This window comes from Parafannyhessea sp., assembly GCF_051876455.1.
GTDB lineage: Bacteria > Actinomycetota > Coriobacteriia > Coriobacteriales > Atopobiaceae > Parafannyhessea.
The window spans coordinates 1-14,804 of the sequence record NZ_JBJEHW010000100.1; the positions used below are offsets into that span (position 1 = coordinate 1).

General features: G+C 66.6%; 11 protein-coding genes. 5 read left to right on the forward strand and 6 right to left on the reverse strand.

Features of this window, described 5'->3' with window-relative positions:
* Positions 1 to 15: 15 nt before the first annotated feature.
* On the forward strand, positions 16 to 2,232 hold the full coding sequence (locus ACI38Z_RS04700; protein WP_439789039.1) for a HelD family protein: 2,217 nt from the start codon (positions 16 to 18) through the stop codon (positions 2,230 to 2,232).
* Positions 2,232 to 2,861 carry a glycerol-3-phosphate acyltransferase gene (locus ACI38Z_RS04705; protein WP_439789040.1) on the forward strand — a complete coding sequence of 210 codons (630 nt, stop codon included), beginning with the start codon at positions 2,232 to 2,234 and terminating at the stop codon, positions 2,859 to 2,861. Before ACI38Z_RS04700 ends, ACI38Z_RS04705 begins: the two co-directional genes overlap by 1 nt.
* 59 nt (positions 2,862 to 2,920) lie before the next feature.
* Here the strand turns inward: ACI38Z_RS04705 and ACI38Z_RS04710 are convergent, their stop codons facing one another.
* Both ACI38Z_RS04710 and pepT read right to left on the reverse strand, forming a co-directional pair.
* On the reverse strand, positions 2,921 to 3,472 hold the full coding sequence (locus ACI38Z_RS04710; protein WP_439789030.1) for a hypothetical protein: 552 nt from the start codon (positions 3,470 to 3,472) through the stop codon (positions 2,921 to 2,923).
* 246 nt (positions 3,473 to 3,718) lie between these two features.
* Complete coding sequence (pepT, locus tag ACI38Z_RS04715) at positions 3,719 to 4,996, reverse strand: peptidase T (protein ID WP_439789031.1); 1,278 nt, start codon at positions 4,994 to 4,996, stop codon at positions 3,719 to 3,721.
* A 163-nt stretch (positions 4,997 to 5,159) separates the two neighbouring features.
* Here pepT and ACI38Z_RS04720 point away from each other — a divergent pair, with 163 nt between their 5' ends.
* The gene (locus tag ACI38Z_RS04720) at positions 5,160 to 6,110 is read left to right on the forward strand and encodes a hypothetical protein (RefSeq protein ID WP_439789032.1); all 951 of its coding nucleotides are present in this window, start codon (positions 5,160 to 5,162) and stop codon (positions 6,108 to 6,110) included.
* On the opposite strand, the gene ACI38Z_RS04725 is transcribed toward ACI38Z_RS04720, so the two are convergent.
* From ACI38Z_RS04725 to ACI38Z_RS04735, 3 genes are all read right to left on the reverse strand, one after another.
* On the reverse strand, positions 6,107 to 6,238 hold the full coding sequence (locus ACI38Z_RS04725) for a hypothetical protein (RefSeq protein WP_439789033.1): 132 nt from the start codon (positions 6,236 to 6,238) through the stop codon (positions 6,107 to 6,109). The genes ACI38Z_RS04720 and ACI38Z_RS04725 overlap by 4 nt on opposite strands.
* 84 nt (positions 6,239 to 6,322) lie before the next feature.
* Positions 6,323 to 11,116 carry an acyl-CoA dehydratase activase-related protein gene (locus tag ACI38Z_RS04730; RefSeq protein WP_439789034.1) on the reverse strand — a complete coding sequence of 1,598 codons (4,794 nt, stop codon included), beginning with the start codon at positions 11,114 to 11,116 and terminating at the stop codon, positions 6,323 to 6,325.
* On the reverse strand, positions 11,109 to 11,846 hold the full coding sequence (locus ACI38Z_RS04735) for a TetR/AcrR family transcriptional regulator (protein ID WP_439789035.1): 738 nt from the start codon (positions 11,844 to 11,846) through the stop codon (positions 11,109 to 11,111). The genes ACI38Z_RS04730 and ACI38Z_RS04735 overlap by 8 nt, the downstream gene beginning before the upstream one ends.
* A 358-nt stretch (positions 11,847 to 12,204) precedes the next feature.
* Here ACI38Z_RS04735 and ACI38Z_RS04740 point away from each other — a divergent pair, with 358 nt between their 5' ends.
* Positions 12,205 to 13,107, forward strand: a complete 903-nt coding sequence (locus ACI38Z_RS04740) for an ABC transporter substrate-binding protein (protein ID WP_439789036.1) — start codon at positions 12,205 to 12,207, stop codon at positions 13,105 to 13,107.
* A 62-nt stretch (positions 13,108 to 13,169) separates the two neighbouring features.
* Positions 13,170 to 14,015 (forward strand): ABC transporter substrate-binding protein, encoded by an 846-nt coding sequence (locus ACI38Z_RS04745; protein ID WP_439789037.1) that lies wholly within the window; start codon positions 13,170 to 13,172, stop codon positions 14,013 to 14,015.
* A gap of 189 nt (positions 14,016 to 14,204) precedes the next feature.
* Here ACI38Z_RS04745 and ACI38Z_RS04750 read toward each other — a convergent pair whose 3' ends face one another.
* Positions 14,205 to 14,591: a VOC family protein gene (locus tag ACI38Z_RS04750; RefSeq protein WP_439789038.1), complete on the reverse strand. Its 387-nt coding sequence runs from the start codon at positions 14,589 to 14,591 to the stop codon at positions 14,205 to 14,207.
* Between the last annotated feature and the right edge of the window lie 213 nt (positions 14,592 to 14,804).

Sequence of the window (14,804 nt, forward strand, 5' to 3'; positions counted from 1 at the left end):
ACGCATAGGAGCACGATGGACGACAAGACGTTTGCGGAGGAGCAGAGGCACCTCGACGAGATCTACGCGGAGCTCGAGCGGGTGCGCGACATCCTGACCGAGGAGCTCGAGGTCAAGCACAAGGAGGCCGCCAAGGACCTGAAGGACCTCTCGGAGGAGGTCCGCATCGACTTTGGCGGCGCGGACGAGACGATGGAGACGCTGGCCGCCATCGAGACCCTCAACTCCGTCATCGACACGTACAACCAGCAGCACGACTTCGAGGTGGAGAAGCTGGGCCGCTGCATGATGCTCCTGCGGCAGCCCTACTTTGCCAAGGTGCGCCTGCAGATGCGCCCCGGCCGCCCCGCGCGCGACGTCTACATAGGCTCGGCGGGCATGACGGACCGCAACCGCATGCCGCTGGTTGTGGACTGGCGCAACCCCGTGGCGGAGACCTACTACAACCAGCAGATGGGCCCCACGTCCTACAAGGTCGACGGCCGCGTGCGCACCGTCAACCTGGAGCTGCGCCGCCAGTTTGACATCACGCGCAACCACCTGAACGCCTACTTCGACACCACCGTCGCCATAGAGGACTCGCTCCTCCTTAACGCGCTCAAGCGCCACCACACGGAGAAGCTGCAGGCCATCACGGCCACCATCCAGCGCGAGCAGAACCAGGTCGTGCGCCACGACGACGTGCCCGTGCTGCTGGTGGACGGCATCGCTGGCTCGGGCAAGACGTCCGTGCTGCTGCAGCGCATCGCGTTTCTGTTCTACCGCGAGCGCGCGACGCTCCGCCCCGACCAGGTCTTCCTCTTCACGCCCAACAACGTGTTCGAGAAGTACATAGACACCGTGCTCCCCACCCTGGGCGAGTCCAACCCCCAGACGTACACCTGGCGCGACTTCCTGGCGAGCCTGGGCCTTGCCGACCGCGCCACGGGCGCCGAGGACAGCCCGGAGTCGCTCGAGCGGCTCGAGACGGCCGTGGAGCACGCGACGCTGGAGGAGGCCGACCTGCGCGACGTCCGCATGGGCGACGTCGTGCTGCTGAAGGCGTCCTCCGTCCGCAGCGCCGTGCAGAAGTTCGAGCGCTTTGGACTGGGACCGCGCATGATCGCCCTCGTGAGGGACGAGCTGCACGACCGCCTGGACCGGCGCATCGCCTCGCTCGCGCACGAGGAGGACGTGCAGGAGCAGATGCTCGGCATGGACGTGGACGAGCAGATCGAGGCGTTTGGCGAGGTCATCTCTCCCGCCAACGACGACGAGACCTACGCCTACGCCAAGAGGCTGCTCGCCAAGCGCTACGCCCCCGCGCACGACCAGATAGAATCGCTGTCGTGGCTGCGCCTCGACCGCATAGGCTGCCGCCTGCTGGGCAAGACGAACGTGAGCGCGGCCGAGTGGCTGTTCCTGCGCCTGCTCATTACGGGCCACGGCGCGGACGACGTGCGCTACGTGATGATCGACGAGGTGCAGGACTACACGCCCACGCAGCTCGTGGTGCTCGCGCGCTACTTTGGCCGCGCACACTTCCTGCTGCTTGGGGACCGCAACCAGGCCATCCACGAGGGCACGGCCACCTTCGGGCAGATACGCGACATCTTCACGCGCACGCACGGCAGCGTGGAGGAGTGCCGCCTGCTCACGAGCTACCGCTCCAGCCCAGAGATCACGCACCTCTTTGCGAGCCTGATGGACGCTGACGAGCGCGTGCAGCTCTCGTCCGTGCAGCGCGAGGGCGTGGCGCCGCGCTTCCACGAGGTGGCGGACGGCCAGCAGGACGCGGAGGCCTACCTTCAGACCCTGTGCCAGGTGGTGGAGGACGCCTCGCGCGGCGAGGGTCTCACGGCTATCGTGGCGGCGGACAGGCGCCGCGTGAGCTGGCTCTCCAAGCAGCTTGCGCAAAGGCTCGCGCTTCCCGTGGACGCGGACCCCGCGGGCGAGAAGGACGCGGACGCACCGGCCGAGGCCCGTCCGCTGGTGACGACCCTCAAGGGCGACGAGCCGCTCCCCGCCAGGGGCGTGGTCCTGATGGACCTGGCGCTCGCGAAGGGCCTGGAGTTCGACCACGTGATCGTGCCGGACGCGCAGGCGGACGTCTACCCGGACACGCCGCTTGCGCGCCGCAGGCTCTACACCGCGATATCGCGCGCCATGCACGAGGTGGACCTCGTGTCGCAGGGTCGCATCTCTCCCCTGCTCCAGGGCGCCATGGCAGAGGCCGCGGGAGGCGAGGCGTGATGCGCTGGGTCATCTCGGCCTTGATAGGCTACCTGTTTGGCTGCTTCCTCACGGCGGACGTGGTGTGCCGCCGCATGGTGGGAAAGTCCGCCTTCGACGTGGGCGTGGGCAACCCCGGCATGGCCAACGTGGGCCACGAGCTGGGCACGCGCGCAGCCGCCGTGGTTCTGGCGGGGGACATCGCCAAGACGCTCGCGGCGTGGCTCGTGGTGCGGGCGATCTTCCCCGCGGACGCGGGCGTGTGCGGCTTTTTGGCCACCACGGGCGCCACGCTGGGGCACAACTTCCCGTTCTGGCACCGCTTCCGCGGCGGCAAGGGCGTGACCACCACCTGCTCCGCCATCATCCTGGCGGTGCCGGCTCTGGGCATGGCGAGCGCGGTGGCGGGCCTCGTGGTGGTGCTGGTGTGGGGCTACCTCTGCGTGGGCGCCGTGACGATCACGGTCTGCTTCCTGGTGGGGTGCGCCCTCATGTTTGGCCTGGCCAGCCCCTACACCGCGTGCGCCGCGCTGCTGACGGTCCTCATGTTTCTTGCGCACGGCAGCGCGCTGCGCGAGGCCGCGGCCGGCACCATGCGCCGCGCCAGCATATCCCAGAAGTTCTGGAAGGCCATCCGCCACGACCGGTAGCGGCGCGGGTCCATGGGCGCGCCGCCACCACGGGCGCGCGTCCCTCTCCCCCGGCCGCGCTAGCGCTCGTCCGCCGAGGACGAGGCGGAAAGCACGTCGAAGCGGTTGATGCGCATCAGGATCTGCTGCACGTCCAGGATGCCGCGGATGGTGCTGGGGCGGCGCTGCCCCTTGCTGTAGACGCGCACGTCCTGACGGCCGCCCAGGAGGGCGCGGCGGGGCTCCATGCGCGTGATGTCGCGGTAGGCGATGGTGCGCCTGCGACCCAGGCTCGGCGTGATGACCATGCGGTCGGCGTAGGTGACCACGGAGTAGCGCCGCATGAGCAGCCAGAGGATGAACATCGTCACCACAAAGGACGAGAAGAACGAGCCCAGCACGGTCGTGCTCGCCTCGAACACGCCCAGCGAGCACAGCCAGGTGAGCGCGAGGCCCAGCACCGCCATGAACACCATCACCACGATGAGCGTCCGCGTGAGGACTGCCGCGGCGGCGTAGGTGTCGTGGTGGCGGTGGTGGCGCTCTGTCAGGCCCCTGTCGGCAAGGTGCTGCCCGGTCGCCGCGAGGACGGGAAGCACGACCATGAGCGCGAGGGAAAGGTATCGCGTCATAGCGACTCCCCCCGTGGCCTGCGGCCGCACGCGACCGTGTTCGTGCCTTCCATTCCCATTACGCTACCTCTTGTCCCGAGTTTCCTCTTACAAGCTTAGCCTGAAAACCGCGCGCGCCGGAACCTCGCTCTGCCGTTCGGATGGCTGGGGGCCGTCTGCGGCAGGCGCGTCTGCCCAACGGCGCGATGGCCCCCGCGAGCGGCGCGCCCGCGGGGGCCATGCCAATGCCGTGACGCCCGGAGGCCGCTAGTCCTGCGGCACCGCGAACTTGGCCACGAGCCTCTGCAGCAGGTCGACCGTGAGCTCCAGGCTCCGCACCGGCACGAACTCGCGCACGGAGTGGCAGGAGTAGCCGCCCGTGGCGACGTTGGGGCACGGCAGCCCGCGGAAGCTCAGCTCCGCGCCGTCGGTTCCGCCACGCACGGCCACGACCTTTGGCTCGAGTCCCACCTCGCGGTTGGCCTCCAGCGCATGGTCGATCAGGAAGCGGCAGTCGTCGAACTTCTCCGCCATGTTGCGGTACTGCTGGCGCACGTCCACGGTCACGGTTCCCTCGCCGTAGCGCTCGTTCAGGAATGCCGCGATCCTGCGCAGCGTGGCCTCGCGGTTGGCGAAGGAGTCCGCGTCGAAGTCGCGCAGGATGTAGCCGAGCCTGACCTCGCTCGCCGTGCCGGAGATGCTGATGGGGTGATAGAAGCCCTCGCGGCCCTCCGTGTGCTCCGGGCGCTCCGCCGCGGGCACCATCTGCTGGAACTCGCTCGCCACGGTGATGGCGTTGACCATGATGTCCTTAGCGCTGCCCGGGTGCACCATCACGCCGCGCACGGTGACCGTGGCCTCGGCCGCGCTGAAGCACTCGTAGTTGAACTCGCCCAGCGCCTCGCCGTCCACGGTGTAGCACCACTTGGCGCCAAAGCGCTCCAGGTCGAGCAGGCGCGCGCCGTGGCCGATCTCCTCGTCGGGCACGAAGGCCACCTTGAGCGTGGGGTGCGGCAGCTCGGGGTGCTGCGTCAGGCGCGCCAGGAGCGCCATGATCTCGGCCACGCCGGCCTTGTCGTCGGCCGAGAGGAGCGTGCTGCCGTCGCTGCAGACGATGTCCTGGCCCACGAACTGAGCCAGGTCGGGCACCTGCGCGGGCGTGGTCACGACCTCGCGGCCGTCCACGACGCCGTGCACGAGGTTTCCGCCCTCGTAGTGCACCACGTGCGGCCTGACGCCGGACGCCGGCGCGTCGAACGAGGTGTCGATGTGCGAGCAGAGCCCCAGCGCGGGCAGACCCTCCGCGCCGGCGGAGGCGGGCAGGCTCGCCGTCACGTAGGCGTGCTCGTCCACGCGGACGTCGTCCAGGCCAAGGTCGCGGAGCTCGTCGCCCAGGTAGGCCGCCATCTTGTGCTGCGCGGGGGTCGAGGGCGTGACCTCCTCGTTGTCGGGGTCGGACTGCGAGTCTATCTGCACGTAGCGCATGAAGCGCTCCAGCACGTCGGAGGGCTGCGGTTGGTATGTCACGTTCTTCTCCTTTGCCATGTCTTTTGTCTGCAACGTTTCGGTCCCATTGCATGATACCCCACCGCCCCAGGCGGCTTTGAGGCTGCCTTCATAAAGTGATACGCTAGATAACCGCGCAGGTCGCGACACCCATCCCCATGCGACGGCGCACCGCAAACCCATCCTACAGAGAGGTCTTCGCATGTCCCTACGCCGCCGCTGGCTGCCCATCCTGCTCGCAGGCGTCTTCGTCGTGGTGATGGTCGCCCTCTCGGGCATCCTGAGCTGCCCGGAGGTCCTCTTCCCCGAGACCGCCGCCATTCTCTGCGGCGCGTGGATCCAGCCCACCCAGGCCTGGAACGTTGACCGTCCCCGCATGATCGCGCTCATGTGCGCCGGCTCCGTCTTCGGCCTCGCCGTGAACCTGCTGCTCCCGTGGCCGCTGTGGCTACGCGCGCCGCTGGGCTACCTGTTCTGCGCGGTCGCGATGAACGTCGCCGGCGCGGACATGACGCCTATGCTCTCCGCGGCGATCCTGCCCATGGTGCTCGGCACCAGGGAGTGGGCCTACCCCGTGGCTGTCACCACGATCGTGTGCCTCGTGTGCCTGGGCCAGGTCAAGCTGGAGCGCATGGGCTTGCGCGAGAAGATCGACTACCACACCTTCCGCCTGCCGCCGCGCGAGGCCCTCGTGGCGTGGGGGCGTCGCTTCCTGGTGTTCTGCCTGCTGGCCTGCCCCGCCTTCGCCACCGGCAACGCATACCTGGCCGTGCCGCCGCTGCTCGTTGCCTACACCGAGCTCACGCGCCCGGACATGACGCTCCGCCTGCGCCCGCGCCGCACGTGGTGCACGCTCGCGCTGGCCGCGCTCGTGGGCTGCGCCGGTCGTAACGCCGTCGAGTTCCTGCATGCCCCCGCCTGGCTCGTCATGGTCTTCGCGTTCGCGGCGCTCGTGCTCGTGTGGGACCGCCTGCACGTGTGGATGCCGCCCGCGGGCGCCCTCATGCTGCTGGCGTTCCTGGCGCCCTGGCCCGGCCCGTGGACCTACTTCGTGGAGGCGACCATCGGCGCGGCCGTGTGGGTCGTCGTGGCCGTCTACCTCTTCCCCGGCATCCGTCCGGGCGTGGCGGGCGCCCCCGCGGAGAAGCCCTAGGCCCCAACCTCGGGGCCGTTGGGCTTGCCTTTCGGCCTCTCCTCCTGCATGAGTCCCCACCACTCGCGTATGCCGCGCAGGTAGAACTCGCGCAGGTCGTCCGTGATGATGAGGGGCGTCTCCCACACAAGAGGCGGCGCCGGACACGATGCCCGACGCCGCCTTCTTCCGTTGGCAGCCGCCCCGGCTGCCAGGCTGCCTGTAACTGACGCCTACCTCACGCCTGCGCGGCGCTTGGCGTCCTCGATCTCGTCCAGCTGCTCGCGGGTCAGGTGGATGCGTCCCTCTCCCCTGCCGACGGTGATGCCGCCGTCGTCGTCCACCTTGGTGCCGTAGGCCGCGTAGCCGCCGCTCACGGGCGCGCCCTCGTTCACGATGTGGTCCTCGAGCTCGCCCCTGCGGCGCAGGTGGCCGTACTCCTCGAAGTTGGGGATGATGCGGTTCGTGGGATCGTCGTCGTTGTGGAGCCTGAACTCGGCGTTACCGTCGCCCGCGGCCTGGGCCTGGCGCTGGTTCTCCTTGGCGACGCTGATCATCAGCTTGATGCGGTTGAGCTGGTTGACCTCGGAGGCGCCGGGGTCGTAGTCCACGGCCACGATGTTGCTCTCGGGGTGCATCTGGCGCAGGCGCTTGATGACGGACTTGCCCACCACGTGGTTGGGCAGGCACGCGAACGGTGAGCACACGATGATGTTGGGCGTGCCGCTATCGATGAGGTCGCACATCTCTGCCGTGAGGAGCCAGCCCTCACCCATGGTGTTGCAGAGCGAGAGGACCTCGGAGGCCTTCGCCGCCAGGTCAAAGATGCTGCCGTACGGCTCGAAGCGCTCGGACCTCTCGAGCATCTTGTTGATGGGCTCGCGCATGCCCTCCAGGAAGTCGATGCCCAGCTTGTGGGTCACGCGGCTCGAGAGCTTGGTGCCCAGCTCGCGGTTCATGTTCACCTGGTTGGAGACGCCAAACAGGAAGAAGTCCACCAGGCCGGGGACGTCGGCCTCGCAGCCCTCGTTCTCGATGACCCTCACGACCTGGTTGTTGGCCGTCGGGTGGAACTTGACCAGGATCTCGCCGACCACGCCCACGCGCGGCTTGCTGCGGTCGTTCACCAGCGGCAGCCTGTCGAAGGTGCGGATGGTGTCCTCGCACAGGTTGTAGAAGTCGCGCTTGTCCATGCTGCCGATCATGGACTTGACCCGACTCATGTAGAACTCGTACTCGCGGTCCGCCGCGCCCTTCTCGGCCTCGTACGGACGCGTGCGGTACAGGCACTTCATGAGGAGGTCGCCGTACAGCAGCGCGTACACGGCGCGCTTGAGCAGGCCCGGCTTGAGGATGTTCCAGCCGGGGTTGCTCTCGTCCAGGCCGCCCGCGACGGAAAGCGAGATCACGGGGATGTCGGCGTGGCCGGAGTCCTTGAGCGCCTTGCGGATGAGCGCGATGTAGTTGGTGGCGCGGCAGCCGCCGCCCGTCTGGCTGATGAGCACGGCCGTGCGGCTCAGGTCGTACTTGCCGGACAGCACCGCCTCCATGAGCTGGCCCGTGACCAGGATGGACGGGTAGCAGATGTCGTTGTTCACGTACTTCAGGCCCGTGTCGACCGCCTTGTGGTCGACCGAGGGGAGAAGGACGAGGTTATAGCCCTCGGACCTCAGCAGCTGCTCGCAGATCTCGAAGTGGATGGGGCTCATCTGCGGGGCGAGGATCGTGTAGCCCTCGGCCTGCATCTCCTTGGTGTAGCGCACCTTCTTGAACGCGGCGCTCTTGGCCTTGCGGTACACCGGCGTGCGGCGCGACAGGTCGGTCTGGCGCGCCTGCTCCAGTCGGCCGTCGGCCATGTGCACGCCCACGGGCGCCTCCTCCACGGCCTGGCCGGCCGCGGTCTTGCGCTCGAGCTCGGCGCGCTCCTCCTTGAGGGCCGCCATGAGCGAGCGCACGCGGATGCGCGCGGCGCCCAGGTTGCTGACCTCGTCGATCTTGAGCACGGTGTAGATCTTGCCCGAGGCCTCCAGGATCTCCTGCACCTCGTCGGTCGTCAGGGCGTCCAGGCCGCAGCCAAAGCTCTGCAGCTGGATAAGGTCGAGGTCGTTGCGCGTCGCGACAAAGCGCGCGGCGCGGTACAGGCGGCTGTGGTACATCCACTGGTCCACGACGCGGATCGGCCTCTCGGGCGACATCTTGTGGGCCACGGAGTCCTCCGTCAGCACGGCGAAGCCAAAGCCCTGCAGCATCTCGGGGATGCCGTGGTTGATCTCGCCGTCGTTGTGGTACGGGCGGCCCGCCAGCACGATGCCGTGGGCGTCGTTGTCCTCGATCCACTTGAGGGTCTCGTCGCCCTTGCGGTGCATCGCGTCCTTGAACGCGAGGTCCTCCTCCCAGGCGGCGTTGACGGCCTCGTCCACCTCGGCACGCGTCATGTCCGGGCCCCTGAAGCGGCCCTTGCCAGCCTCGGCGTCCTCCTTGCGCTCCACCTGCAGGATCTCGTACAGGCGGCGCTTCAGCTCGTTCTTGTTGTCATACGGGATGAACGGGTCCAGGTACTCCACGTTCGGGGAGGAGAGCTCGTCCACGTTGAGCCCCAGCGCCTGCGGGTAGCTCATCACGATCGGGCAGTTGTAGTGGTTGGTCGCGGTGTCGTCCTCCTTGCGCTCCCAGCGGATGCACGGCATCCAGATGAAGTCGGGGTCCTTCTCCAGGAGGTTCATGATGTGGCCGTGGCTGAGCTTGGCCGGGTAGCACACGGACTCGGACGGCATGGACTCCGTGCCCGCCTCGTACGTCTTGCGGGTGGTCTTGTCGCTCAGGATCACGCTGAAGCCCAGCTTGGTGAAGAACGTGTGCCAGAACGGATAGTTCTCGTACATGTTCAGCGCGCGGGGGATGCCCACGGTGCCGCGCGGGGCCTCGTCGACGGGCAGGCTCTTGCGGTCGAACAGCAGGCGGTTCTTGAACTCGAAGAGGTTCGGTGCCTTGGACTGCTCGCTCTTGGGCTTGCCCGAGCCCTTCTCGCAGCGGTTGCCCGTGATGAAGCGGCGGCCGTTGCCAAAGCTGTTGATGGTCAGCAGGCAGTTGTTGGAGCAGCGCCCGCAGTGCGCGTTGGTGTGCTTGACCTTGAGGTTGTCGATCTCCTCGCGCGAGAGCAGGCCCGAGGTGCCCGCCGCGCCGGCGCGGTCGCGGGCGAGAAGTGCGGCGCCATAGGCCCCCATCGTGCCCGCGATGTCCGGCCTGATCACCTCGCGGCCCGTGAGCAGCTCGAACGCGCGCAGCGTCGCGTCGCTCATGAACGTGCCGCCCTGGACCACGACGTACTTGCCGATCTCGTCGTAGTCGCGCAGCTTGATGACCTTGAAGAGCGCGTTCTTGATCACGGAGTACGAGAGGCCCGCAGCCACGTCGCCGATGGTCGCGCCCTCCTTCTGGGCCTGCTTCACGCGGGAGTTCATGAACACCGTGCAGCGGCTGCCCAGGTCGACGGGGTGCTTGCCCCTCACGGCCGCGGCCGCGAACTCCTGCACGGTCATGCCCATGGAGTCCGCGAAGTTCGCGATGAAGGAGCCGCAGCCGCTCGAGCACGCCTCGTTCAGGCTGATGTGCTCGATGATGCCGCCCCTCACCTGCAGGCACTTCATGTCCTGGCCACCGATGTCCAGGATGAAGTTGACGTCGGGCACGAAGGCCTTTGCGCCGCGCAGGTGCGCGACGGTCTCGATCTCGCCGGAGTCCGCGCCAAGGGCCTCGATCAGGATGCCCTCGCCATAGCCGGTCGTCGTCACGTGGCCGATGGTGCAGTCGTCGTTCAGGTGGTCGTAGATGTCGTCCATGATCTTGCGGGCCGTGCCCAGGACGTCACCGTTGTTGTTGTCGTACCAGGTGTACAGCAGCTCGCCGTCCTCGCCCACCACGGCGGCCTTCATCGTGGTGGAGCCGGCGTCGAGGCCGATGAACACGCGGCCGTGGTAGTCCGCCAGGCTGCCCTTGGGGACCACCTGCTTGTCGTGGCGCTCCTTGAACTCGCGGTAGTCGGCCTCGGTCGCGAAGAGCGGGTCGAGGCGCGCGACCTCGCTGCCCTGCGTGTCACCCAGGTTGTCCAGGTCGTCGATGACCTTCTGGAACGTGACGACCTTGTCGGTCTCGCCGGCGAGCGCAGCGCCCGTCGCCACGAAGAGGTGCGCGTTCTTCGGGACGATTCGGTGCTCCTCGTCGAGCTTCAGCGTGACGTAGAAGCGCTTCCTCAGCTCGGACAGGTACTGCAGCGGGCCGCCGAGAAACGCGACGTACCCACGGATGGGGTGTCCGCACGCGAGGCCGGAAACGGTCTGGTTCGCGACCGCCTGGAAGATGGAGGCGGCCACGTCCTCGCGCGCCGCGCCCTCGTTCAGCAGCGGCTGCACGTCGGACTTGGCGAACACGCCGCAGCGGCTCGCGATGGGATAGATGTGCTTGGCGCCCTTGGCAAGCTCGTTCAGGCCGCCCGCGTCGGTCTCCATGAGGGACGCCATCTGGTCGATGAACGCACCGGTGCCGCCGGCACAGGTGCCGTTCATGCGCTGCTCGATGCCGTTGTCGAAGTAGATGATCTTCGCGTCCTCGCCGCCGAGCTCGATGGCGCAGTCGGTCTGCGGGATGAGCGCCTCGACGGCGTGCTTCGACGCGATGACCTCCTGCACGAACTCCACGTTAAGCCACTGTGCGAGCAGCATGCCGCCCGAGCCCGTGATGGAGACGCGCATGGGGACGTCGCCCAGCGCCTTCTGCGCCTTGCGGAAGACCTCCTTGGCGGTCGCCTTCACGTCGGTGTGGTGACGCTCGTAGTTGGCATAGATCAGGTTGTCGTTCTCGTCGATCACGGCGAGCTTCACCGTGGTCGAGCCCACGTCGATGCCCAGGCGCAGGTGCGCGTGGGAAAGGTCGATCGGGTTCTTGGGGCTCAGCTCCGCGCCGTTCTGCTTGAGCTCGACGGCCGGCTTGGATGCCGCCTGACGGGCGTTCGACTCTGCAGTGTTAGTCATCGTTACTCTCCTTGAGGTTAAGAAGCCCGAGGCCCACGGCGAACCTGGGTACGTTGAAGTCGATGGGGCGGCCGTACAGGTCTCCCGGCCGCACGAACATGAGGGCCGTCATGAGGCGCGCCATCACGTCCACGCTCTCGCGCATGCCGCCGGTGAGCCACTCCACCAGCACGCCGACCTCGGCGCTCACGGCAAACGTGAGGTAGTAGTCAAAAAACGATCCCATGGCGCGGACGTCCAGCCCGTCGAGGGCGCGGCTCGCCACGACCTCGCGCACCATGTCCTTGATGTGCTGCGCAAACGCGGGGTCCCCGCCCTTGCCCAGCAGCGCGCCCAGGTAGTTCCCGCGCTCCTTGAAGTACTCCAGCAGCTCGCGCGAGCCGGGGCAGGGCTCCAGGTCGTCGAGCGCGCCCTCGAGCTCCTCCAGGTTCACGCGCGAGAGGTTGGCCACAAGGCCCCGCAGGTCCTCTATGGTCTCGGCCTCCGTCTGGTTCACCAGGTCCTGAATGTCACGAAAGTGCAGGTAGAACGTTCGACGAGTCACGTCGGCCCGCTCGGTCACGGCCGTCACGGTCACCTTCGAGAGGTCTCCCGTCGCCTGGATCTCCGCGGCCAGGGCGTCCCTCAGCGCGCAGCGCGTCCGGGCCGACCTCCGGTCCAGCGCCTGCGTCCGGGCCGACGCCCGCCGTCCCACGTGCTGCGCCTTCGTGCGCACAGCGGTCTCACTCATGCACTGCCTCTCAGTCTTGCTCACATCGTGCACTACTACACAACATGGGAAGTATTGCACAATCTGAGAAGAACTGCCACACCCCTCCCACCACTCACGCAACGGGCACAGACAATGGACGGAAGCGTTTCTCATACATTTCATATGTATGCATCCAATTGTTTCTAGAATCATTTCCATCGCATTTGCTTGCAAATTCGCATCTTGTTTATAACCGTTATGTTACGAATCTTAAGATTGTCTCAACCTGGGATGCAAGAAAGTCGATACTCCCCAACAACGCACGGAGCAACCCCCGGGCGCGACCAGTGCGGCAACAAAGACGATCGCCGCACAAGCAAATAGGGACGGAGCAATCATGCAGAACAGGAATCAGAGCCACATTCGGAACCTCGTCGAGGGCGGCATGTCCAGGCGACAGTTCGTCAACGCCTGCGGGCTGGGAATCGTGGGAATGGGAGCCGCGACGCTGCTCGCCGGCTGCGGAGGATCTGGCTCCGGCTCTGACTCCAGTTCGAGCGGCTCGTCGTCCTCCTCGTCCTCAAAGGGTGCCAAGGAGTACATCCTCGTCAAGAAGGGCAAGCTCATCGGCGTGTCCGACATGTCCTATCCCCCGCTCGAGTCCATCCCGGACGGCTCCACCAAGCCCGAGGGCTTCGAGATCGACATGATGGACGCCCTGGCGGCCAAGCTCAACCTCGAGATGGAGTGGCTGCCCGCCACCAAGTTCGACACGATCATCCCGCTCATCAAGCAGGGCGGGAAGGCGGACGTGGGCGTCTCGGCCTTCACCATCACGGACGACCGCAAGAAGGAGATCAACTTCACCAAACCCTACCTCAACTCCAACCAGGGCCTGGTCAACCGCAAGGCAGACGGCAAGGTGAGCGAGGACGACCTCAACGCCAAGGACAAGCAGATCGCCGTGCAGTCCGGCACCACCGGCGAGTCCTGGGTCAAGGAGAACCTCCCCAAGGCGACCTGCGTCCCGCTGGACGACGCCATCCAGGCCATGACCGGCGTCCAGTCAGGCCTGTACAACGCCGCCGTGCTCGACCTCCCCGTCGCGTCCTACCTCTGCACCAAGTCCTACACGGACCTGCAGGTCGACATCCAGATCGCCACGGGCGAGCAGTACGGCATCGTCGTGAGCAAGAAGAACACCAAGCTGCTCAAGGACCTCAACAGCGCGATCGACGCCATCAAGAAGGACGGCACCATGGACACGCTCCAGAAGAAGTGGTTCGGCACCACGCTGTAGCGCCTCTCGCCCGACGCACGTCACGAACAGACACCTGACTCCGGAACCAGGGGGACTCCATCATGAACCAGGCAAACCTCACCCGTCGCGACTTTATCCAGATGTGCGGGCTCGGCGCCGTCGGCCTCGGCCTCGGCGGCGTGCTCGCAGGCTGCGGCGGCTCGGGCTCAGACTCCAGCTCGAGCTCCAGCGGATCCAGCTACACGCTGGTCAAAAAGGGCAGCCTCACGATGATCTCGAACTTCTACTTCCCGCCCTTCGTCTCGATGGACGACAAGACCGGCGACTTCGAGGGCTTCGACGTCGACGTCTACAAGGACATCTGCAAGCGCCTGGGCCTCAAGGCGCGCATCCTGCCCTCCGTCCAGTTCGACACCATCGTCCCCACCATCAAGCAGGGCGGCAAGGCGGACGTCTCCATCGGCGCCATCACGATCACGGACGACCGCAAGAAGGAGATCGACTTCAGCACGCCCTACCTCGACTCCAACCAGTCCATCGTCGTGAAGAAGGGCGCCACCGCCACCACCGCCGACCAGCTCAACGCCAAGGGCATGCAGATCGCCGTCCAGTCCGGCACCACCGGCGAGTCGTGGGCGCAGGAGAACCTGCCCAAGGCCACGACCGTCCCCCTGGACGACGTCATCCAGGCGCTCACGGGCGTCCAGTCCGGGCTGTACAACGCCTGCGTGGCCGACCTCCCCGTGACCTCCTACGAGATCAAGCAGGCGTACTCCGACCTCCAGATCCCCGAGGGCGGCGAGATCGCGACCGGCGAGCAGTACGGCATCGTCGTGAGCAAGAAGAACCCCAACCTCACCAAGGCCATCGACAAGGCGCTCAAGGCCATGAAGAAGGACGGCACCATGAAGAAGCTCGAGATCAAGTGGTTTGGCCAGGAGGTCTAACTCCCTTCGGGCAAGACGGGCCTGCCCTCCCACATGACTCCCGTCATGCTCATCCGTCCCCATAGTGGGCCCGCTTGCAAGAGGCGCCGCACCGAAGCTGGTGCGGCGCCTCGCTACGTTGCGCCATGAATCGATTCTCGGGCGAGAGGGACGCGGCCTCCGGGCCCAAGCCCCGACGTGCCCGACCGTCTACTTCTGGACGGTGAGGTGGATCGCGAAGCCCGCGATCTCCTCCTGGAAGTACACGAGGTAGGTCTTGCCGTCCCTGAGGACCCTGGACGACTCGTTGATCTTGAAGCCACGGGCCTCGAACCACTTCTCGGCCGCGTCGATGTCGTCCACGTGGAATCCCAGGTGGCCCTTGGTACCACGGCCCCTGCCCGGCTTCATGACCTCGATGAAGTCGCTCGCGAAGACGGACGCGGGGGCGTACTCGAGCCTCGCGAGGCCCATGAGGCGGTGGAAGTCGCCCACGATCTTCTCCACGTCGTCCTCGGTCTCGGCGTTGATGCCCACGTGCGCGAGGTACATGCCAAACAGCTCGCGCGGGTCCTCGCCCATTGTCTGGTCCGCCATATTCAGGTCCCCCTTAATATGCCCGTCATGCCATTGGCCCGTTGACGTCGAGAACGCCGCAGGCCCTCTTTCCATTGTATGCAAACTGCCTAGATTCTCCCCAATTGCGACCTTTCGTTACGCGTTCTGGATAGTGAAAGGTGCAGCAAGGAAGCTTTCCCTGCCGCACCCTATGCTCTAGCTCATTGACGCTTCTTCTGGATTGAGATGCTT